Below are 19450 nucleotides of genomic sequence, written 5' to 3' on the forward strand. Positions count from 1 at the left end.
GTACTCTGGTAACGTTTATTCAGGCCGCGGGGGCAGCGGTCGCCGTGGCGGCACGGTGGTGCGCGACGGCAGCTCGGTCCGCGGTGGATCGGCCATTCGCGACGGCTCAAACACGCGATTGAGCCGCACGATCCACCAGGCCAGTCGCCCGTAGTTGCGGCGAAGTGCCGATCCGAATCCGTCGTCGATGTCCTGGTCACGATCCATACCCCTATCGTTAACGTGCATCCTTGAAGGAACGGTGAGTGCCATCACGAGCTGTGCCGGCAATCGTTAGGAACTTGGCAACCATTTCGCGCAAGCCTCGGTGCGTTGACGGCGCCGGCACCGGCAATCTTGCGGATTGCATATTGAAGACCCTGCGCCGCAGCATCGCCATGGCGGTGCGACTCGCTTTTAGTTGATCGAATTATCCGCGGAGCGCCGCGACATAAGGACATTAGACGACGAGGGCTACGCCCATGCTTTCTGAAAAGTTCTTTTTGGTTCTCGAGACATTGCTCAACGGTCAGACCCATTCCGACGGAAGCCCGCGCGTGGTGAGCACTTCGCCCCACGTCCCGGTCAAGCTTCCGCGTGAAGGCAAGCCCGAAGGCAACCAGCCTCGCTAGGCCGCTTGCGGGCGGCAGGTGAATCCACCGCCCATCCGAATTCTCGATCGCCGCGGCCACCACCCGGCCGAAGCGGGATCGTTGCTCTCAGCTTCGCCGGCCGGATCGATCGCCGTGACGTGCGAAGCCGATCGACGGCCTCGCACCCGATCGCGCTGGATTGCTGTGCACCGACGCGTGCGACGCCCGCTGACGCAAGCGGTCGCATGCCTGCCGCACCCGATCTCCCCCGTCGTACACGCGCCTGAAGCAACATAGCGCTAGGTGAAGCGACGCGAATCAGCGTTACTTTGCAACTGATCACTTCGTGGGATTTGGCTGCATGACCCAGCCCGGCGTGGATCAGAAGGTTTTGGATCAGAACATTCGCGAGCTGCAGGAATGGCTCCGCAACGCCTGGCAGCAGCTTGCGGACCCCTCGCTCACCGCGTTCTCCCGCCGTGAACTGCGCAACCAGATGAAGCAGTGCAACGCCGATCTGCGCATGCAGCTGCAGGCCGCTTCCAAGCAAATGCTGAATCAGCCCGCGGCATCGGGCAAGATATTCGCCAAGCCTGAGCTGCGAATCCTCGCCTAGAAGCGCTTCTGCGCGAAGCCGGAGCTTGCCGGCATTTCGCGTCGGCCGCATGCCGCGTCACAAGCGCCTGCGCGCCAAAATGCCGCGATCTCCTGCTGCATGCGCGCCATACGCACCCTCTGCTTGTGCAGATACGCCCGACGGGGCACAGCAAAACCGCGCCGGTATGCCTATATTGGGCGTCGTCGAGCGGCCAACGCCGCCAAAGCTTAGGGACTCCCGTGTTATATCTGGAACTTGCGATCGTGGCGGTCTTGATCGTCGTCAACGGTCTGTTGTCGATGTCGGAGCTTGCGATCGTTTCCTCCCGTCCGGCGCGGCTCGCGGCGCTGGTCGAACGCGGCGTCAGCGGTTCGCGCCGCGCACTGGCGCTGGCCTCCGATCCCGGCAAATTCCTGTCCACGGTGCAGATCGGCATCACGCTGATCGGCGTGCTGTCGGGCGCGTTTTCGGGTGCCACGCTCGGCCAGCGGCTCTCGCAATGGCTGTTCGAGCTCGGGCTGTCGGCAAACGTCGCCGATGCGGCCGGTGTCGGCATCGTGGTCGGCGTGATCACCTATGCCTCGCTGATCGTCGGCGAGCTGGTGCCGAAGCAGATCGCCCTGCGCGACCCGGAGCAGGTCGCCGTGCGGGTCGCCCCTGCGATGACCATGATGGCGCGGATGTCGCTGCCGCTGGTGTGGCTGCTCGACCGGTCCGGCAAGCTCTTGCTGTGGGTCCTCGGTCATCGCGAGGATGCGCTGGACCGTGTCAGCGAGGACGAGATCAAGACGCTGGTGGTGGAGGCCGAGAACGCCGGCGTGCTCGAGCCCGGCGAGAAGGAGATGATCGCCGGCGTGATGCGGCTCGGCGATCTTCCGGTCGGCGCCGTGATGACGCCGCGCCACGAGGTCAGCCTGATCGATCTCGCCGCCCCTGCGCCGGAGATCCTGGCGACGCTGCAAAAGAGCAATCACTCGCGCTGCGTGGTGTTCGACGGCAACCGCGATCATGCGCTCGGCATCGTGCAGGCCAAGGACGTGCTCGACGTCTACCTCGCCGGCCAGACGCCCGACATCCGTGCGCTGACGCGTGACGCGCCGATCATTCCCGAGACCGTCGACGCCCGCGACGTGGTCGCGATCCTGCGCGACTCCGCGGTGCATATCGGCCTCGTGCACGACGAGTACGGCACCTTCCAGGGTGTCGTGACCAGCGCCGACATCCTGGAAGCCATCGTCGGCGCCTTCCATACCGAGGAAGGCCCGGCCGAGCCCGCCTATGTCAGGCGCGACGATGGCTCCTATCTGATCTCGGGCTGGATGCCGGCGCTCGAGTTCAGCGAACTGCTCGGCATCGTGCTGCCCTCGCCGCGGCCCTACCAGACCGCGGCCGGCTTCCTCTTGCATGCGTTCGGCGCTATTCCCGACACCGGCGCGAAGACCACCGCGCAGGGCTGGGAGTTCGAGATCGTCGACCTCGACGGCCGACGGATCGACAAGGTGCTGGCGAGCAAGCGGCCGGCGGTCTGACATTGCCAGCCGGCCGGCCTGTTGATAACGGGCAGGACAGCGAAACAGGCGGCCGCTGTGTGCTATCCGCATAACGGCCGCTGAAATCCCTCCGAGTAAACCCCACGGAATAGATCCCCATGCGCATTACCCTTGTCGGCTCCCGCCATTTCGGCGTGACGACCCTGAACATGCTGCGCGAGCACCACGTCACGCTGGTCAGGGTGGTCGTCCATGACGGCGAGGACCGGCTGGCGGCGGCAGCAAGGGCTGCCGGCATCGACGTCGTCGTCCAGGCCGATCCCAAGCTGGTGACCGCCGACGAGATCGCACCCGGCACCGACCTGATCGTGACCGCCCACAGCCATGCCCGCGTCAGCAAGGAGGCGCTTGCCGTGGCCAAGTTTGGCGGCATCGGCTACCACCCGTCGCTGCTGCCCCGCCATCGCGGCATCGCAGCGGTGGAATGGACCATCAAGGAAGGCGATCCGATCGCCGGCGGCAGCATCTATCACCTCGCCGACCGCATGGACGCCGGTGCCATCGCCGCGCAGGACTGGGTGTTCGTCAAGAAGGGCGAAACCGCACGCGAATTGTGGGAGCGCGCGCTGGCGCCGCTCGGCCTGCGCCTGCTCGGCGAGGTCATCGACTACGGCAAGGTCAACGGCGCGCTGCCGGCCAAGCCGCAGGACGAGCAGTTTGCGACCAAGGCGCCCAATCTGAGCCCGGGCAAGCACTAATCCGGACTTCGGTATCAAATTACCGCAATTCGACAGCCAGGGATCGGATTCTTCGTTCCCTACCCGGAACCGAATTCACCATGATGTGTTTGAGTTCACAGGAACATTCGAGGACTCTCGCGACGCAGCAAATTTTGAACACATTGTGACAGGATAAGCCGCGTCATCACACGAAATGACAGGGATTTGATTCATGCGTTCGATCCGCATTCGCGACCTGATTTTGGTCACTTCGGTCGCTTCGGCTGCCGCGCTCACCGCAGCTCCCGCCTCCGCCCAGCAGCCTTATGACGGCCTTTGGAACGTCACCGTGGTCACCAAGACCGGCAGCTGCGAGCCGTCGCAGAGCTCGACCGTGACCGTCGCAGAAGGAAAGATCTCGGCGCAGGGCGCGGCGATCTCCGGCACCGTCGGCAGCGGGGGTCTTGTGCGAGTCTCAATCAATGGTGCATATGCGAACGGACAACTCAGTGGCAACTCCGGATCGGGGAAGTGGAATGGGGCATCAGCTGGCGTACCGTGCAGCGGCCGATGGGAAGCGTCCCGTCAGTAAGATCACCAGCGTATCGCGTTTCTTCGCCATCGCGCGGCGGCCAGCATTTGCAGCCGCCGCGTTTTTCGTGACTGCACTCGCGAGCACCGCGGGCCATGCCCAGTCCGGCCCGTTCGCCGGCATGGCGGGCACCTGGTCGGGCGCCGGTTCGGTCATTCTTGACGACGGCTCCAGCGAGCGGATTCGCTGCCGTGCGACCTATCACGTCGGCGGGCCCAGGATGACCATGAACCTGACCTGCGCTAGCGACGCCTACAAGTTCAACCTGGCGGCCGACGTGCAGGCCGAAGGCAGCGCGGTCACCGGCAATTGGAGCGAGGCGAGCCGCAATGTCAGCGGCGACCTGCGAGGTCGCGGCGGCGGCGGCAACTTCCAGGTCGTTGCCAGCGCCCCCGGCTTCAACGCCGACATCGCGATGCGCACCGCCGGCAACAAGCAGTCCGTCACGATCAGGGCCGACAGCCAGTTCCGCGGCGCCAACATCACGCTGAGCAAGTAATCCATCGATACGCCGACGAAAAAGCCCTCGGGTCATCCCCGAGGGCTTTTTTGTCGGCTGCGTAGTCGCGATCGCTGACGCCTCAATGGCGCTATGCGGCAGGCACGAACGCCGTGACCTCGATCTCGACCTTGGCGCGCTGATCGACCAGGCCGTCGATATAGAGCAGCGTGGACGGCGGGAAATTACGCCCGAGCGTTTCCTTCCAGGCCGCACCGATACCGGCGCCCGCGGCCTCATACTCGCTGCGGCTGGTCAGGTACCAGGTCAGGCGGACGATATGCTCAGGACCGGCGCCGGCTTCGTTCAGGAGCTTGATGATGCGCTTGAGTGCGGTGCCGACCTGCGCGGCCATGTCGGGCGCATACTCGCCCTTCTCGTCGCCACCGGTCTGCCCCGCGAGCACGACCCATTTTCCCGGGGCGTCGAATGCGACACCGTGCGAGAAGCCGCGGGGTTTCGACCACTCGGCCGGTTGCAAGACACGCATGAGCTGATCCTCCTGATGATGATTGTCATTCCGGGGCGATGCGTCAGCATCGAACCCGGAATCTCGAGCTTCCGGGTTCGCTTCGCGCCCCGGAATGACCGTCGATGCTTAGCATCGATCGCATGTCCGGCGCATCACCGCGTCGGCAGAATTGCGCGTTGCAAATTCGTATCAGCTCGCTGATACCGGGCGTCCCTTCTCACCTTGTTCCCCGTCATGGATCGCACGCCCTCAAAGACTCGCGCAGCGCTATGGATGTCCGGTTGGCTCGCGCTGATGCTGATCGTGGCGGTGGCCGGCCGCGAGGCGACGCGCGAGGTCAACGTCTTCCAGCTGATGGCCGTCCGCGGCGTGCTCGGCTTCGTGATGCTGTATCCGCTGATCCACATCAATGGCGGGCTTGCGATCGTGAAGACCGCGCGCGTCCACGTCCACATCGCGCGCAACCTGATCCATTTCTGCGCGCAGCTCGGCTGGTTCTATGCGCTGACATTGATCCCGATCGGCCAGGTGGTCGCGATCGAATTCACGATGCCGATCTGGACCGCGATCCTTGCGGCGAGCTTCCTCGGCGAACGGATGACATCCTGGAAGATCGTCGCGATCGTGCTCGGCGTGATCGGCGTGGTCGTGATCGTCCGGCCGGCGACCGGCGCGATCAATCCAGGCCAGCTGATCGCGCTCGCCGCAGCCGTCGGCTTCGGCATCTCGGTCGCCGTGGTCAAGTCGCTGACGCGCACCGAGCAGACGCTGACGATCATGTTCTGGATGCTGGTGGTGCAGTCGCTCGCCAGCATCGGGCCGGCGCTCTATGTCTGGACCTGGCCGCCGCTTTCCACCTGGGGCTGGCTCGCCGTGATCGCATTCTGCGGCACGTTCTCGCATTACTGCATGGCGCGCGCTTTGCTCCACGCGGACGCGACCGTCGTGATCCCGATGGATTTCGTCCGGGTGCCGCTCACCGCGATCGCCGGGTGGCTGATTTATGCCGAGCGGCTCGACGCCTATACGGTCCTCGGCGCGGCCATGATCCTGGCCGGCAATCTCCTGAACCTGAAGCCGGGCGCGACAAGGCCGGCGCGCGCAAGATGACCGCCGCGTTACGCCACGTCCAACGCCGCCGCTCCACCACAGCAAGAAGTCCGGGGATCATTCCGGGCTCCTTTGCTTGCGACGCGCGTTACTTGCCGGCGGCCTTGCGCAGCGCCGCGTTGATGCGGTCCTGCCAGCCGGGACCGCCTTCCTGGAAGTACTGCAGCACGTCCTGATCGATCCGCAGCGTGACCTGCTCCCGGACACCGGGGACGGCCACGGTCTTTGGCACCGCGTCAGCGACCTTGGTGGTGGCGCGTTTGAACGCCGCCTCGGCTTCGCTACGGGCATCGTTCAGGGTTCGCGGGCGCCTCGGCTGATCGGCCATATCTTGGATCCTGTGTCTCAGATTCCTTCAAACAACACCGTGGAGAGATAGCGCTCCGAGAATGACGGCACAATCGCCAGGATGGTCTTGCCCGCAGCTTCCGGCCGCTTGCCGATCTGCAAGGCGGCCGCGATCGCGGCGCCCGACGAAATACCGCCGGGGATGCCTTCATTGCGCGCCAGCGCGCGCGCGGTCTCGATCGCCGTCGCGCTGTTGATCTTGACGATCTCGTCGATCACGGAGCGGTCGAGGATGTCGGGAATGAAGCCAGCTCCGATGCCCTGGATCTTGTGCGGTGTGTGCTGACCGCCCGACAGCACCGGGCTCTCCTCCGGCTCCACGGCGACGATCCGCAACGACGGCTTGCGCGGCTTCAGCACCTGCCCGACGCCGGTGATGGTGCCGCCGGTGCCGACGCCGGCGACGAAGTAATCGATGTTGCCGCCGGTGTCGTTCCAGATCTCCTCCGCGGTGGTGCGGCGATGGATTTCCGGATTGGCGAGGTTCTTGAACTGCTGCGGCATGACCGCGTTGGGTGTCGTGCGCACGAGTTCTTCGGCGGTCGCGATCGAGCCCTTCATGCCCTGCGCCGCCGGGGTCAGCACGATCTCCGCGCCGAGGAAGGCCAGCATCCGCCGCCGCTCGATCGACATCGACTCCGGCATCACGAGCTTCAACCGATAGCCGCGCGATGCCGCGACATAGGCCAGCGCAATTCCGGTGTTGCCTGAGGTCGGCTCGATCAGCACGGTGTCGGCGTTGATGATGCCGGCCTTCTCCATTGCCACGATCATCGCCGCCCCGATGCGGTCCTTCACGCTCGCCGCCGGATTGAAGTATTCCAGCTTGGCAAGGATCGTCGCGTTGACACCGTTCGCCTGCGGCAATCTCTGCAGCCGCACGATCGGCGTCGAGCCGATCGCATCGACGATCGAGTCAAAGACGCGGCCGCGTCCGGGTTGCACTGCACTCGTTGTCGACGGCGCGTCCATCAGGCGGCTCCTGTTGCGGGATGTGCTGGGAATAAGCGGTCTTCCCTCATTTGGAGCAGCGCGTCATGACGCGCAAGTGAGAAACCGCTGCGACGCACATTCGTTGCATCTTCGCTGCATCGCAAAAATCAGAACCCGCACAAATAACGTAAAAGCTACGCATTTGTGTTGCGACAAGGTCAAACAAATGGGCTTATATACTTTCGTCAGGTGCAGCTCAGAACGCAAAGGGAGGCGCACATGCCAGCACTTGCTGAAGTTCGGTCGACCGTCGCGTCCAGACCCGATCCGCGCGGCAGCGATTTGCCGACTTGTCCGGTATGTGCTGACTCAATGGTCGCGGCGGAAGCGTCCGCGTACCTGTTCGACAATCTGATCAGCTATCTCTGGACCTGCGACAATTGCGGTTACGGATTCGTGACCAAGCACTCGGTCAAACCAATCCCGATCGTGTGCAACTGATCATACAAGCTCATCTCGGAGCGATGTCACCGCGCGCCCAACCGGCGCGCGTTTTCGTTCTGAAATCCTCGAACGTGCCGTTGGCCACCGCGTCGCGGATGCCCTGCATCAGTTCCTGGTAATAGGCGACGTTGATTTCGGACAGCAGCATTGCCCCAAGGGTTTCGCCTGCCCGCACCAGATGGTGCAGATAGGCGCGCGAATAATCGCGTGCCGCCGGCCACGGGCTCTCCTCGTCGAGCGGACGCGGATCGTCGATGTGACGGGCGTTACGCAGATTGATCTGTCCGAACCGGGTGAACGCCATGCCGTGGCGCCCGTTCCGTGTCGGCATCACACAATCGAACATGTCGACCCCGCGTGCCACCGCCTCCAGAATGTCCTCCGGCGTGCCGACTCCCATCAGATAGCGTGGCCGATCGACCGGGAGCGCCGGTGCGGTCTCCTCGATCATCGCCAGCATCACCGCCTGCGGCTCGCCGACCGCCAGCCCGCCGATCGCGTAGCCGTGAAAGCCGATGTCCGTCAGGGAGCGCGCGCTGGTGTGACGGAGATCGGGGATATCGCCGCCCTGCACGATGCCGAACAGCATGTAGCCGTCGGGCGCGCGCTCGAAGGCGCGCTTGGAGCGTTCGGCCCAGCGCAGCGAGAGCTGCATCGCGCGCTCGACGTCGGTGCGCTCGGCCGGCAGCCGCACGCATTCATCCATCTGCATCGTGATGTCGGAGCCGAGCAGCCGCTGCACCTCGATCGAGCGTTCCGGCGAGAGCTCGACCTTGGCGCCGTCGATATGCGAGCGGAAGGTCACGGCCTTCTCGGTCACCTTGCGCAGCTCCGAGAGCGACATCACCTGGAAGCCGCCGGAATCCGTCAGCATCGGACCGCCCCAGCCGGTGAAGCGCTGCAGCCCGCCAAGCCCCGCGATCCGCTCGGCGCCCGGCCGCAGCATCAGGTGATAGGTGTTGCCGAGCACGATATCGGCGCCGGCATCGCGCACCTCGCGCCAATGCATGCCCTTCATCGCGCCCGCGGTGCCGACCGGCATGAATGCCGGCGTCCGGACGGGACCATGCGGCGTGGTCAGGCGTCCGGTGCGGGCGGCGCCGTCGGTTGCCAGCAGCTCGAAATGATTGGGAAGATTCATGCGGCTGCTTATTGCGTGTCACTGAAGCCCGATCAACCCGTCCGATAACGGCTTCCGCGCGACTTCGTGAACGCGAACCGGCGGACGGACGCTTGCCCCGGAACGGAACCTCCATTAAACAAAACGAAACCGTATCGTTTTATGTCAACAATAAGGCGACGGACCTCCCCGCCGCGACTGCAATCCGCGCGAAACCAGACCGAGATGTTCTCCCTCTTCAGCGCCCGGCCTGACGGCGTCCGCCAACGGACGACAGCCGCCCATGCGATGCGGCAAGCGGCCATGCTGTGCGGGCTCGCGTTGACGCTTACCGCCTGCAGCTCGCTGCCGCGGACGCCCTACACGGCTGCCGACGCCGTCAATTCGCGGGTGCTCGATCTCGACGGCCTGCGCCGTTATGCCGACGAGCCGGCATCGAAGTTCAAGCTCGAGAAGGACAAAATCGCTCCGATCAAGACCTATCTCGCGCTCTCCGGCGGCGGCGCCGACGGCGCCTATGGCGTGGGTGTGCTCAACGGCTGGACCGCAGCCGGCAACCGTCCGAGCTTCTCGGTCGTCTCCGGCGTCAGCACCGGCGGCCTGATTGCGCCGTTTGCGTTCCTCGGCTCGCGCTACGACGACACGCTGAAGGAGGTCTACACGTCAGGCATCGCCGAAAGCCTGCTGCAGGACCCGAGCCTGATGCGGGTGCTGTTCGGCTCCGGCCTGTTCGGCAACAAGCGGCTGCGCGAGCTGGTGGCACGCTACGTCGGCGAGGACCTCCTGAGCGAGGTGGCGCGCGAGAACGCCAAGGGCCGCAAGCTCCTGATCGTCACCACCGATCTCGACACCCAGCGCACGGTGATCTGGGACATGGGACGGATCGCCGCCGTCGGCACGCCCGAGGCGCTGCAGCTGTTTCGCGACGTGATGGCCGCCTCCGCCAGCATCCCGCTGGTGTTTCCGCCGATCATGATCGATGCCGAGGGCCAGGGCCGGCGCTTCCAGGAGATGCATGTCGACGGCGGCGTGACCGCGCCGGTGCTGACGCTGCCGGACGCATTGATGTTCCGCGAGCGTGCCTGGCCCGCCAATGGCCGCATGAACATCTACATCCTCGTCAACAAGAAGCTCGAGGGCAATTTCGAGCTGGTGTCGAACTCGACGATCGACGTCGCCTCGCGCAGCATTTCCGCGATCACGCAGGCGCAGACCCGCTCCGTCATTCTCTCGACCTATGATTTCGCCCGGCGCAACCGCCTCGGCTTCCATCTGTCCTATATCGAGCGCGACTACCCGGCCCCGGAAACCCAGGGCTTCGACACGGCCTATATGCGCGCGCTCTACCAGTACGGCTACGACAAGGCCGCCGCCGGGCAGGCCTGGACCGCGACGCCGCCCTGAGCGGCCTGCCCCCGGTACCGCCGAATGGACGAATCCGCACCGCGCGGGTTATAGACCGGACGAACCCGTCCGACGCACAACGAGATGAATGGGCAAATGGGATTGACGGCTACCAAGGCCAAGGCGGCCAACAAGGCGGCCAAACGCGGCGTGATCAAGTCACGCGGCGGCCGGCCGACCCGGGACGCTGCGATCGAGCGCGACCAGCGGCTGATCGAGGTCGCCACCCGCCTGTTCCTCGAGCGCGGCTTTGATGCGACGTCGATCGACGCGGTGGCCGAGGCCGCCCGCGTCAGCAAACCCACCGTGTACGGCCAGTATGGCGACAAGCGCGGCCTGTTCACGGCGGTGCTCCGGCGCGAAATTGCCCGCTGGCTCGCTCCGCTCGCCGCCGCAGCAGCCGAAGCGCAGGGCGACGGCAACTGCGACGGCTCGGCCGAGGAACGGCTGATCGAGCTCGGCCGCCAGCTCTTGGTGCTGAATTGCAGCGCGGACTCGATTGCCTTCAGCCGGATCCTGACCGCGCAGGCGATCAATTTCCCCGAGGTCGCCAAGCTCGCCGTCGACGAGGGCTGGTCGAAAGCCGTGTCCACGACCGCTGATTTCTTCGACCATCTGGCCGACAAGGGCGTGCTCGATCTCGAGGACACGACGATTGCGGCCGAGACCTTCCTCAACATGGTGGTCGGCCACACCCACCGGATGGCGACATTCGGCATTCCGATCGACATGAAGGCGGCCGAGACGCGGATGGAGGTCTCGATCCGGCTGTTCCTGTCCGGCGCCGTCGGGCCTCGGGACCGCCTGCGCGACACGGCCAAGGACGCCACCAAGGCGCGCCGCCGGCCGGCCCGCTGACGACTTCAGCAGGATCGTCCTATCGCCTCGCACGTTATCGTGAGCAGTCTTTGATGGCGGGTGGCCTTGAATAAACAGAACGAAACCGTATTGTTTAGTTGCAAAGAGACGCGGAACCAAGTTCAGCCCCCAACGGTTTTGTGTCGCCTTGTAAACTTCGACCGTCACGACGGAGCAGCCGCCATCGCTTCGTCTGAACGTTCGGCGGCCGACCTCTGACTAACGGAGGTCGGCCGCATCTTCTCTGCCTGGGCGGCGGTTCGACGCGACGGATGCGACCATGACGACGGGACGACTACAGGCACTGCGGCGTTGGGCATTCGGAACGGGGCTGCTTGCGACCGTGCTGCTGGCCCTGCCCTTGAGCCTGCCCTTGGCGTCGCCGGCCCATGCGGTCACCGGCTCGGCCGCCGCAGCTCTCACTCCGCCCGACAATGACAGCGCGTTCGACATGCACGCGGTACGCCGCGAGCTCGACAGCTTCCAGTCCGCCCAGATCACGCTGCGCAAGGCGATGGCGATCGCGGAGGCGCTGCACGCCGGCGCGATCACCGCCGATGTCAGCTTCGACGGCGCGACGGAGCCCGCGGTCTACCGGGTCAAGACCATGCAGCGGGACCGCATCTGGCAGCATTCGATTGACGCCTCGACCGGCGAAGTGATCGGTGGCGAGGCGCCTTCGTCACTGGCATCCCTTGGTGCCGAAGACCGTGACAACCTCGCCGTGCTCCGCGCGCTCCGCCATCGCCTCGCCGATGCGGTGCGGGTTGCCGAACACACCACCTCGGGCAAGGCGATCAGCGGCGGCCTGATGCGCGAACGCGGCAAGCTCAATTTCGTCATCGTGGTGCTCGCCGGCAGTGATCTGAAAGAGGTCATCCTCGAACCGCCGGGCGCACGGAGGCGCTGAGACCGGCGACGGCGCCAGGTTTTCCCTTGCGAGGTTTTCTCTTGCCAGGTTTTCTCTTGCCAGATTTTCGCCCAAAAGCCGTTGACGGACGCCGTTCCGTCCCGCATAAGTCGGCACCATGATCACCGCGACCAAACGCACCACCAAAACCACCAAGCCCTCCGGGGCCTCGGGAGGCGTGCGCGCGTAGTCGGTCGAACCGCATCATCTTCACCCGAAGCCCCGCCTGATAAAGGTCCGGGGCTTTTTTGTTGTCTGCAGCACATCTCAAACGGAGGACAAAGTGAGTAACGATCCCGTCGTCGCGATTGTCGGCGTCACCGGCGCAGTCGGCGCCGAATTCATCGCCACCATGGACAAGCGCGGCTTCCGCGTCGGCAAGCTGAAGGCGCTGGCGAGCGCCCGCTCGGCCGGCAAGACCGTCAGCTTCCGCGGCCAGCCGGTCGTGATCGAGGAGCTGACCGAGCGCGCCTTCGAGGGCGTCGACATCGCGCTGTTCTCGGCGGGCAGTGGCATCTCGAAGAAGTTCGCGCCGGTGGCGGTGAAGTCCGGTGCCGTCGTGGTCGACAACTCCTCGGCGTTCCGCATGGATCCGAACGTGCCGCTGGTGATCCCCGAGATCAACGCCAACCGCATCCGCGACCACAAGGGCATCATCGCCAACCCGAACTGCGCGGCCATCACCGCGCTGGTGCCGCTGTGGCCGATCCACCAGAAGAACCGCATCAAGCGCGTGATCATCTCCACCTACCAGGCCGCCAGCGGCGCGGGCGCCGCTGCGATGGAGGAGCTGGTCGAATCGACCCGCGCCAATCTCAACGGACAGGTCTACACCCCGAAGGTGATGCCGCACCCCTACGCCTTCAACCTGTTCAACCACAACACCGCGGTCGATCCGGAGACCGGCTACAACGACGAGGAGACCAAGGTCATCAAGGAGACCCGCAAGATCTTCGAGGACGAGAAGATCGCGATCGGCGTCACCTGCGTGCGGGTGCCGGTGCTGCGCGCGCATTGCGAGGCGATCACCTTCGAGTGCGAGAAGCCGATCACCGAGGACCAGGTCCGCGCCATCATGGCGCAAGCGCCGGGCGTCAAGATCGTCGACGATCGCGCCAAGAACTACTTCCCGATGCCGATCGACGCTTCCGGCCAGGACGACGTGCTGGTCGGCCGCATCCGCAAGGATCTCAGCGATCCCTCGGGGCACTCGATCTCGATGTTCGTGGCGGCCGACCAGCTGCTCAAGGGCGCCGCGCTGAACGCGGTGCAGATCGCCGAGTTGCTGCCCGAACGCGCGATGGCGTGAATGCAAAACCCGTCATCCTGAGGAGCGCGAAGCGCGTCTCGAAGGATGCACGGCCCCAGTCGGGCCGTCGCCCTTCGAGACGGCCGCTGCGCGGCCTCCTCAGGGTGACGGTGAAATGTCTGTGCTTGCAGGTCTAACTCTTTGCCCGAAACAACAAACACGCATCGCCATACGAATAGAACCGGTAGCCGTCCCGAATCGCGTGCGCATACGCGCCTTGCATGGTCTCGAGGCCGGAGAAGGCCGAGACCAGCATGAACAGCGTCGAGCGTGGCAGGTGGAAATTGGTCAGCAGGATATCGACCGCGCGGAAGCGGTAGCCCGGCGTGATGAAGATCGAGGTTTCCGCGGCGAACGGCTGGACCTCGCCGTCCGGTGTCGTGGCACTTTCCAGCAGGCGTAGTGACGTGGTGCCGATCGCGACGATCCGGCCGCCATTTGCCCGCGCGGCATTCAAGGCGGACGCAGTCTCGGCGGTGATGCAGCCCCATTCGGCATGCATCTTGTGCTCCGAGGTCTCCTCGGTCTTGACCGGCAGGAACGTCCCGGCCCCGACATGCAGCGTCAGGCGATGCAGCGCGACACCGCGGCTCTTCAGCGCGGCCTCCAGCGCCGGCGTGAAATGCAGTCCCGCGGTGGGTGCTGCGACTGCACCTTCATTGGCGGCGAACATGGTCTGGTAGTCGCTGACGTCCTGGTCGTCGGGCGTGCGCTTGGAGGCGATATAGGGCGGCAGCGGCGTGGCGCCGACATCGGCGATGGCCTGATCGAGCACCGGGCCATGGAACGAGAATGACAGCGTCACCTCGCCCTCCTGCCCCTTGGCCTCGACCTCTGCATCGAGATTGCCGAGCAGGCAGACCTTGCCCTCATTGCCGAAGCGGATGGTGTCGCCGGGGCTAAGCTTCTTCGCCGGCTTCACCAGCGCCTGCCAGCGCGAGCCGTCGAGCCGCTTGATCAAGGTCGCCTCGATCTTCGGCTCGGTCTCGCGCCCGATCCGGCGGCCCTTGAGCTGCGCCGCGATCACCTTGGTGTCGTTGACGACAATCTGATCGCCAGGCTCCAGCCAGTGCGGCAGGTCCGCAATGCTGGCGTCGCGCAGCACGCCGTCCGGATGCACCACCAGCATCCGCGCGGAATCGCGCGGGCTCGCGGGGCGAAGCGCGATGCTTTCGGGCGGCAGTTCGAAGTCGAAGAGTTCGGTGCGCATGGGGCTCGCTGCGCCTCACGGTACGTCATTCCGGGCACGCGAAGCGTGACCCGGAATCTCGAGATTCCGGGTTCGATGCTGCGCATCGCCCCGGAATGACGGAGTGCTCGGCTTACGCCGCGTCGGCGGCCATGCGCGCCTTGACGATCTTGTCCGGGTTCTGCACCGGCTCGCCGCGCTTGATCTTGTCGACGTTCTCCATGCCCTCGGTGACCTTGCCCCAGACCGTGTACTGGCCGTTGAGGAAGGAGGCGTCGTCGAAGCAGATGAAGAACTGGCTGTCGCCGGAATCCGGGTTGGCGGCGCGGGCCATGGAGGCGGTACCGCGGACATGCGGCTCCTTGTTGAACTCGGCCTTCAGCTTCTTGCCGGAGCCGCCCATGCCGGTGCCCTGCGGACAGCCGGTCTGCGCCATGAAGCCGTCGATCACGCGGTGGAACACGATGCCGTCGTAGAAGCCTTCGCGCACCAGCTCCTTGATCCGTGCGACGTGGCCGGGCGCGAGATCCGGACGCATCTCGATCGTGACCGGGCCCTGGGTGGTTTCGAGGATCAGAGTATTTTCGGTAGCAGCCATGCTCGCTTCTCCTGGCTTCGGGGTGGATATTTCTTATTCCTGAACGGGATCGCGAATGGGCGGCCAGCCACTGCGCCGCCCAGGCTCTCGGTAAATGGCATCGGCGTGCAGCGTTGCAACGCCTCCATCACCGCGACCCGGTATGCAATCCGGTCGTTGTCGGTCGCTTCCTGCGATTCATAGCTGATCCTGGGATGCCCGAGGATCGCGCCCTCACGGTTGAAGCTGACAATGACGGTAATGTCGATCGGGCCTGCCTTGTCCGGCGGCGGCGGCCGCCAGCAGCGATGGATGGCAAGAACAACGTCCCTGATCGTGTTGAGTTGCTCCGGCTCGGCTGCCGCCGGTCCGGACAGCGCGAGCCACACCGCCAGCGGCGCGGCGAACCAGGCAAGTGGTTTGCTGCGCGCCGCCATCGCGGATCACTTGATGTCGGATGCGACCTGCACCTTCACCATCTTGTCGGGATCGGTGACGGCGCCGCCGGGAGAGCCGGCCGAGGCCTTCTTCAGCTTGTCGACCACGTCCATGCCCGAAACCACCTCGCCGATCACGGTGTATTGCCCGTTCAGGCTCGAGCCATCGGCGAACATGATGAAGAACTGCGAATTGGCGCTGTCGACGCTGTCGCCGCGCCGGGCCATGCCGACGATGCCGCGCTTGAACGGCACCTGCGAGAATTCCTGCTTCAGGTTCGGATATTTCGAGCCGCCGGTGCCGTTGAAGTTCTGGCCGTCGCCGGTCTGCGCCATGAAGCCGTCCATCACGCGATGGAACGGCACGTTGTTGTAGAAGCCCTCGCGCGCCAGCTGCTTGATGCGCTCGGCGTGCTTCGGCGCGATGTCGGTGCGCAGCTTGATGACGATGCGGCCCTTGGTGGTGTCGATCACGATCGCATTGGCCTTGTCGAGATTGGCGGGCAGCGGCTGCGCGACCGCGGGCACGACGCAGAGCAGCGCGGCAACGAATGCAAGAATGCGGATCATGGAAACTCCGGATCTCTGTAACGTTCGGGGTGTGGCGGGCCGCCGGGATCAGCCGGCGAACTTGGCCTTCAGGCTAGCGGCGACTGATGACGGCACGAATGCAGAGTAGTCGCCGCCCATCTGGGCGATTTGGCGCACCAGTGTGGCGGTGATCGGGCGGACCGCGACCGACGCCGGAACGAACACGGTATGCACCTCGGGCGCCATGGCCTCGTTCATGCCGGCGAGCTGCATCTCGTAGTCGAGATCGGTGCCGTCGCGCAGGCCGCGAATCATGATGGTCGCGCCGAGCTTGCGCGCCGCCGTCACCGTCAGATTGTCGTAGGTGGTGCAATCGAAGGCGCAGCCCGCATTCTGGGCGATCGGGCCGCACACCTCGCGGAGCATGTCGAGCCGCTCTTCGGTCGAAAACAGCGGCTTTTTGCCGGCATGGATGGCGACGGCAACGACCAGGCGGTCGCACAGGCCGACGGCCTGCCGGACCACGTCGAGATGGCCGTTGGTGACGGGATCGAAGGAGCCGGGATAGAGCGCGATACGGGACATGGTCCCTCCTAACCCGCCCGGCTCGCCCCGGCAAGCCGCCCGGGTTCCGTCCATGGCGCGAAATAAATTTCCACTGGCCCACTGAACGAGTTCTGGGATGCCAGCGTCTACGAGGGTGAATGTTTCGTCGGCCGCTGGCGGACGAAACAAAACCGGCCCGCGATGAAACCATTTTCCATCCTGGCGAAGACGCCAGGAAACGTGCGGCCGGTAGACATTGGACAACGAAACGACGGGCCCGGGGGGCTCGTTCATATGGGGACCGTCATGATCAAGGCACTTTCCGCTATCACCGTTGCCGCGTTCATTGCCGCCGCGCTCACCGTTCTGCCGGGCTTTGCGCCGCAGGTCGAAGCCTCCACCCCGCAGCCGCTGGCCAAGAGCGACCGTCTCGACATCCACCCGGTCGGCAAGGACTGCTCGCAGCAGGCCTGGCCGAATTTCGAAGCCTCCTGCCTGCGCAGCGCCGGCAACAAGACGGTGGTCCGCGAGGCCCGGCTCGTCACTGCCGACCGCACCCCGTAGAAGAAACTTCCAGACGAGATGGATACCGGTTCGCGCACGGACAGCGCGCCCAAGCAATCGTTCAGCCTCGCGTAAGGTCAGGCTGTCACGCAAATCCCATGGTAATTTGCGACGTCCCGTCGCAGACTATCGTCTAACGCGCCCGTCCGGATGATCCGGCGGGCGCAAGCCATCGGGGGATTGCCGTGACCAGTACACCCACTATCGTTTCTTCTGGCCATCCTCCATCCAGCCCGATCCCGGTTGCCATCACATTGGGTGCCTTGGGCGTCGTCTACGGCGACATCGGCACCAGCCCCCTCTACGCCTTGAAGGAAGCCGCCAAGGCTGCCGCCCATGGCGGGCCGCTCACCCACAGCGCAGTGCTGGGCACGGTCTCGCTGATCCTGTGGGCGCTGATCCTGATCATATCGGTCAAATACGCGATGCTGATCCTGCGCGCTGACAACCGCGGCGAAGGCGGCATCGTCGCGCTGCTGGCGTTGCTCTCCGCACGCAACGCGGCGCCCGGCACCTGGCGCTCGCATCTGCTGGTCGTCGGCCTCATCGGCGCCGCCCTGCTCTATGGCGACGGCGCGATCACGCCGGCCATTTCGGTGCTGTCGGCGATCGAAGGCCTCAAGGTCGACGCGCCCTCGCTGACGCCGGCGGTGGTGCCGCTCACCGTCATCATCCTGATCGGTCTGTTCTTCATGCAGAAGCAGGGCACGGGCTTCATCGGCAAGATCTTCGGCCCTGTGATGCTGTTCTGGTTCGCCGTGCTCGCGGCGCTCGGCATTCACGGCATCGTCAAGGCGCCCGGCGTGCTGGTCGCGCTGAGCCCGTTCTATGCATTCGATTTCCTGATCCACCAGGATTTTCACGTCAGCTTCGCCATCCTCGGCGCGGCGTTCCTCGCCGTCACCGGCGGTGAAGCGATGTATGCCGACATGGGGCATTTCGGCCGCTTTCCGATCCGGCTCGCCTGGTTCGCGGTCTGCCTGCCCGCGCTGGTGCTGAATTATTTCGGCCAGGCCGGCGAACTGATCAACGACCCGAATTCGATCGACAATCCGTTCTTCCAGCTCGCCCCCGACTGGGCGCATTACCCGCTGGTGTTGCTCGCGACCATCGCCACCGTGATCGCCTCGCAGGCCATCATCTCCGGCGTGTTCTCGCTGACCCAGCAGTCGATCCAGCTCGGCTTCCTGCCGCGCATGCATATCGAGCACACCACGAGCGATGCGATCGGTCAGATCTACGTGCCGCTGGTGAACTGGCTGCTTGCCGCGGCAACGCTCGGCGCGGTGCTGGCCTTTGGCACCTCGGACGCCCTCGCCGGCGCCTACGGCATTGCGGTGTCGTTGCTGATGGCGATCACCACACTGCTCGCGGCGCTGGTCGCGATCCAGTGGGGCTATTCGCCAATCCTCGTGATCGCGGTGAACGGCTTCTTCTTCATCATCGACGCGATCTTCTTTGCGGCAAACACCGAGAAACTGTTCGAAGGCGGCTGGTTCCCGCTGCTGCTCGCAGCTGCCGTGGCGTTCCTGATGATGACCTGGCGCGGCGGCGTGAAGCTGGTCGAGAAGGCACGCGCCAAGCTGCGCCAGCCCGAAGAGGATCTAATCGAGACCGCGGTCAACAAATGCAGCGCCCGCCTGCCCGGCACCGCTGTGTTCCTGGCCTCGGCACCCAATGGCGTGCCGCTCGCGCTGACGCAATTCGTCAAGCACAACCACGTGCTGCACGAGCGCGTGCTGCTGGTCACCGTGCAGATCGAGGAGCGGCCGAGGATTCCCGACGAGGAACGCGCCGACGTGCACGAGATCAGCCCGGGCATCACAAGGATCCTCCTGCACTACGGCTTCATGCAGTACCCGACGATCTATGAGGGACTGCAGCTCGCCTGTCGGCAGGGCAAGCTGCCCGGCATCGACCTCTCCGACGTGACCTATTACATCGGCCGCGAGACCATCATCCCGCGCGAGGATGTTCCGGGCATGTGGGTGTGGCGGGAATCGCTGTTCGCCTTCCTGCAACGCAACGCCGAGCGCTCGGCGGCCTTCTTCGGCGTGCCGACCGGCCAGGTGGTGGAGTTCGGCACCGAGATCGAGATTTGATCTCACGAACGTCGTGGCCGGGATGTTGCTGCGCTACATCCCGGCTACGGCCTGCAAGGCGAGCCG

At 65.0% G+C, this 19450-nt stretch carries 23 protein-coding genes; 13 read left to right on the forward strand and 10 right to left on the reverse strand.

All coding sequences use genetic code 11. The annotated features are described in order from the left end of the window. Positions 1-15 precede the first annotated feature (15 nt). Positions 16-207, reverse strand: coding sequence for a hypothetical protein (locus tag QDT69_RS06810; protein WP_279705849.1), 192 nt, complete (start codon positions 205-207; stop codon positions 16-18). Positions 208-933: 726 nt separating this feature from the next. Between QDT69_RS06810 and QDT69_RS06815 the strand changes: the two genes are divergently transcribed. The 5 genes from QDT69_RS06815 (at position 934) to QDT69_RS06835 (ending at position 4470) form a co-directional block, all read left to right on the forward strand. Next, positions 934-1188, forward strand: a complete 255-nt coding sequence (locus tag QDT69_RS06815) for a hypothetical protein (protein WP_279705850.1) — start codon at positions 934-936, stop codon at positions 1186-1188. 221 nt (positions 1189-1409) lie between these two features. Next, positions 1410-2699: a hemolysin family protein gene (locus QDT69_RS06820; protein ID WP_279705851.1), complete on the forward strand. Its 1290-nt coding sequence runs from the start codon at positions 1410-1412 to the stop codon at positions 2697-2699. A 119-nt stretch (positions 2700-2818) separates the two neighbouring features. After that, on the forward strand, positions 2819-3418 hold the full coding sequence (locus QDT69_RS06825) for a formyltransferase family protein (protein ID WP_050424490.1): 600 nt from the start codon (positions 2819-2821) through the stop codon (positions 3416-3418). A 193-nt stretch (positions 3419-3611) separates the two neighbouring features. Next, positions 3612-3971 carry a hypothetical protein gene (locus QDT69_RS06830; protein WP_016846110.1) on the forward strand — a complete coding sequence of 120 codons (360 nt, stop codon included), beginning with the start codon at positions 3612-3614 and terminating at the stop codon, positions 3969-3971. Positions 3972-4038: 67 nt separating this feature from the next. After that, a complete protein-coding gene (locus tag QDT69_RS06835; RefSeq protein ID WP_279705855.1) occupies positions 4039-4470 on the forward strand; it encodes a hypothetical protein in 432 nt (143 codons plus the stop codon). Positions 4471-4561: 91 nt separating this feature from the next. Here QDT69_RS06835 and QDT69_RS06840 read toward each other — a convergent pair whose 3' ends face one another. Beyond that, positions 4562-4960, reverse strand: coding sequence for a RidA family protein (locus QDT69_RS06840; RefSeq protein ID WP_279705856.1), 399 nt, complete (start codon positions 4958-4960; stop codon positions 4562-4564). Positions 4961-5176: 216 nt separating this feature from the next. Between QDT69_RS06840 and QDT69_RS06845 the strand changes: the two genes are divergently transcribed. Beyond that, complete coding sequence (locus QDT69_RS06845; protein ID WP_050424494.1) at positions 5177-6052, forward strand: DMT family transporter; 876 nt, start codon at positions 5177-5179, stop codon at positions 6050-6052. An 88-nt stretch (positions 6053-6140) separates the two neighbouring features. Here QDT69_RS06845 and QDT69_RS06850 read toward each other — a convergent pair whose 3' ends face one another. Continuing rightward, the gene (locus QDT69_RS06850; protein ID WP_029082626.1) at positions 6141-6380 is read right to left on the reverse strand and encodes a BrnA antitoxin family protein; all 240 of its coding nucleotides are present in this window, start codon (positions 6378-6380) and stop codon (positions 6141-6143) included. Between the two features lie 17 nt (positions 6381-6397). After that, a complete protein-coding gene (gene cysK, locus QDT69_RS06855) occupies positions 6398-7372 on the reverse strand; it encodes a cysteine synthase A (protein ID WP_050424496.1) in 975 nt (324 codons plus the stop codon). Positions 7373-7612: 240 nt separating this feature from the next. Here cysK and QDT69_RS06860 point away from each other — a divergent pair, with 240 nt between their 5' ends. Next, the gene (locus tag QDT69_RS06860; RefSeq protein WP_021081277.1) at positions 7613-7834 is read left to right on the forward strand and encodes an inorganic pyrophosphatase; all 222 of its coding nucleotides are present in this window, start codon (positions 7613-7615) and stop codon (positions 7832-7834) included. Positions 7835-7844: 10 nt separating this feature from the next. Here QDT69_RS06860 and tgt read toward each other — a convergent pair whose 3' ends face one another. Continuing rightward, a complete protein-coding gene (gene tgt, locus QDT69_RS06865) occupies positions 7845-8978 on the reverse strand; it encodes a tRNA guanosine(34) transglycosylase Tgt (protein WP_279705857.1) in 1134 nt (377 codons plus the stop codon). A 282-nt stretch (positions 8979-9260) separates the two neighbouring features. Between tgt and QDT69_RS06870 the strand changes: the two genes are divergently transcribed. From QDT69_RS06870 to QDT69_RS06885, 4 genes are all read left to right on the forward strand, one after another. Next, complete coding sequence (locus QDT69_RS06870) at positions 9261-10361, forward strand: patatin-like phospholipase family protein (protein WP_279706186.1); 1101 nt, start codon at positions 9261-9263, stop codon at positions 10359-10361. Between the two features lie 96 nt (positions 10362-10457). After that, complete coding sequence (locus tag QDT69_RS06875; protein ID WP_279705858.1) at positions 10458-11219, forward strand: TetR/AcrR family transcriptional regulator; 762 nt, start codon at positions 10458-10460, stop codon at positions 11217-11219. A gap of 280 nt (positions 11220-11499) precedes the next feature. Then, on the forward strand, positions 11500-12129 hold the full coding sequence (locus tag QDT69_RS06880; protein WP_279705859.1) for a PepSY domain-containing protein: 630 nt from the start codon (positions 11500-11502) through the stop codon (positions 12127-12129). A gap of 283 nt (positions 12130-12412) precedes the next feature. Next, entirely contained in the window at positions 12413-13438 is a 1026-nt protein-coding gene (locus QDT69_RS06885; RefSeq protein WP_279705860.1) for an aspartate-semialdehyde dehydrogenase, read from the forward strand. Between the two features lie 133 nt (positions 13439-13571). Here QDT69_RS06885 and queA read toward each other — a convergent pair whose 3' ends face one another. The 5 genes from queA to coaD all read right to left on the reverse strand — a co-directional run bounded on the left by queA (position 13572) and on the right by coaD (position 16757). After that, the gene (gene queA, locus QDT69_RS06890) at positions 13572-14648 is read right to left on the reverse strand and encodes a tRNA preQ1(34) S-adenosylmethionine ribosyltransferase-isomerase QueA (protein ID WP_279705861.1); all 1077 of its coding nucleotides are present in this window, start codon (positions 14646-14648) and stop codon (positions 13572-13574) included. A gap of 112 nt (positions 14649-14760) precedes the next feature. After that, entirely contained in the window at positions 14761-15225 is a 465-nt protein-coding gene (locus QDT69_RS06895; protein WP_021081268.1) for a peptidylprolyl isomerase, read from the reverse strand. Next, positions 15201-15641 carry a hypothetical protein gene (locus QDT69_RS06900; RefSeq protein WP_279705862.1) on the reverse strand — a complete coding sequence of 147 codons (441 nt, stop codon included), beginning with the start codon at positions 15639-15641 and terminating at the stop codon, positions 15201-15203. Before QDT69_RS06900 ends, QDT69_RS06895 begins: the two co-directional genes overlap by 25 nt. A 6-nt stretch (positions 15642-15647) precedes the next feature. Next, entirely contained in the window at positions 15648-16211 is a 564-nt protein-coding gene (locus QDT69_RS06905) for a peptidylprolyl isomerase (protein WP_279705863.1), read from the reverse strand. A gap of 48 nt (positions 16212-16259) precedes the next feature. Beyond that, on the reverse strand, positions 16260-16757 hold the full coding sequence (gene coaD, locus QDT69_RS06910; protein ID WP_279705864.1) for a pantetheine-phosphate adenylyltransferase: 498 nt from the start codon (positions 16755-16757) through the stop codon (positions 16260-16262). A gap of 267 nt (positions 16758-17024) precedes the next feature. On the opposite strand from coaD, the gene QDT69_RS06915 reads away from it, so the two are divergent. Together QDT69_RS06915 and QDT69_RS06920 are read left to right on the forward strand one after the other, a co-directional pair. Further along, positions 17025-17282 (forward strand): hypothetical protein, encoded by a 258-nt coding sequence (locus QDT69_RS06915; RefSeq protein WP_279705865.1) that lies wholly within the window; start codon positions 17025-17027, stop codon positions 17280-17282. A 248-nt stretch (positions 17283-17530) separates the two neighbouring features. Further along, positions 17531-19384, forward strand: coding sequence for a KUP/HAK/KT family potassium transporter (locus tag QDT69_RS06920; RefSeq protein ID WP_279706187.1), 1854 nt, complete (start codon positions 17531-17533; stop codon positions 19382-19384). The last annotated feature ends 66 nt before the right edge of the window (positions 19385-19450 follow it).

Origin of the sequence: Bradyrhizobium sp. CER78 (genome assembly GCF_029846235.1) — a bacterium.
Lineage (GTDB): Bacteria > Pseudomonadota > Alphaproteobacteria > Rhizobiales > Xanthobacteraceae > Bradyrhizobium.

Coding starts and splice junctions, on each gene's coding strand:
- QDT69_RS06810 (WP_279705849.1), bottom strand. CDS start 207: ATGGATCGTGACCAGGACATCGACGACGGATTCGGATCGGCACTTCGC.
- QDT69_RS06815 (WP_279705850.1), top strand. CDS start 934: ATGACCCAGCCCGGCGTGGATCAGAAGGTTTTGGATCAGAACATTCGC.
- QDT69_RS06825 (WP_050424490.1), top strand. CDS start 2,819: ATGCGCATTACCCTTGTCGGCTCCCGCCATTTCGGCGTGACGACCCTG.
- QDT69_RS06830 (WP_016846110.1), top strand. CDS start 3,612: ATGCGTTCGATCCGCATTCGCGACCTGATTTTGGTCACTTCGGTCGCT.
- QDT69_RS06840 (WP_279705856.1), bottom strand. CDS start 4,960: ATGCGTGTCTTGCAACCGGCCGAGTGGTCGAAACCCCGCGGCTTCTCG.
- QDT69_RS06845 (WP_050424494.1), top strand. CDS start 5,177: ATGGATCGCACGCCCTCAAAGACTCGCGCAGCGCTATGGATGTCCGGT.
- QDT69_RS06850 (WP_029082626.1), bottom strand. CDS start 6,380: ATGGCCGATCAGCCGAGGCGCCCGCGAACCCTGAACGATGCCCGTAGC.
- cysK (WP_050424496.1), bottom strand. CDS start 7,372: ATGGACGCGCCGTCGACAACGAGTGCAGTGCAACCCGGACGCGGCCGC.
- QDT69_RS06860 (WP_021081277.1), top strand. CDS start 7,613: ATGCCAGCACTTGCTGAAGTTCGGTCGACCGTCGCGTCCAGACCCGAT.
- tgt (WP_279705857.1), bottom strand. CDS start 8,978: ATGAATCTTCCCAATCATTTCGAGCTGCTGGCAACCGACGGCGCCGCC.
- QDT69_RS06870 (WP_279706186.1), top strand. CDS start 9,261: ATGCTGTGCGGGCTCGCGTTGACGCTTACCGCCTGCAGCTCGCTGCCG.
- QDT69_RS06875 (WP_279705858.1), top strand. CDS start 10,458: ATGGGATTGACGGCTACCAAGGCCAAGGCGGCCAACAAGGCGGCCAAA.
- QDT69_RS06880 (WP_279705859.1), top strand. CDS start 11,500: ATGACGACGGGACGACTACAGGCACTGCGGCGTTGGGCATTCGGAACG.
- queA (WP_279705861.1), bottom strand. CDS start 14,648: ATGCGCACCGAACTCTTCGACTTCGAACTGCCGCCCGAAAGCATCGCG.
- QDT69_RS06895 (WP_021081268.1), bottom strand. CDS start 15,225: ATGGCTGCTACCGAAAATACTCTGATCCTCGAAACCACCCAGGGCCCG.
- QDT69_RS06900 (WP_279705862.1), bottom strand. CDS start 15,641: ATGGCGGCGCGCAGCAAACCACTTGCCTGGTTCGCCGCGCCGCTGGCG.
- QDT69_RS06905 (WP_279705863.1), bottom strand. CDS start 16,211: ATGATCCGCATTCTTGCATTCGTTGCCGCGCTGCTCTGCGTCGTGCCC.
- coaD (WP_279705864.1), bottom strand. CDS start 16,757: ATGTCCCGTATCGCGCTCTATCCCGGCTCCTTCGATCCCGTCACCAAC.
- QDT69_RS06915 (WP_279705865.1), top strand. CDS start 17,025: ATGATCAAGGCACTTTCCGCTATCACCGTTGCCGCGTTCATTGCCGCC.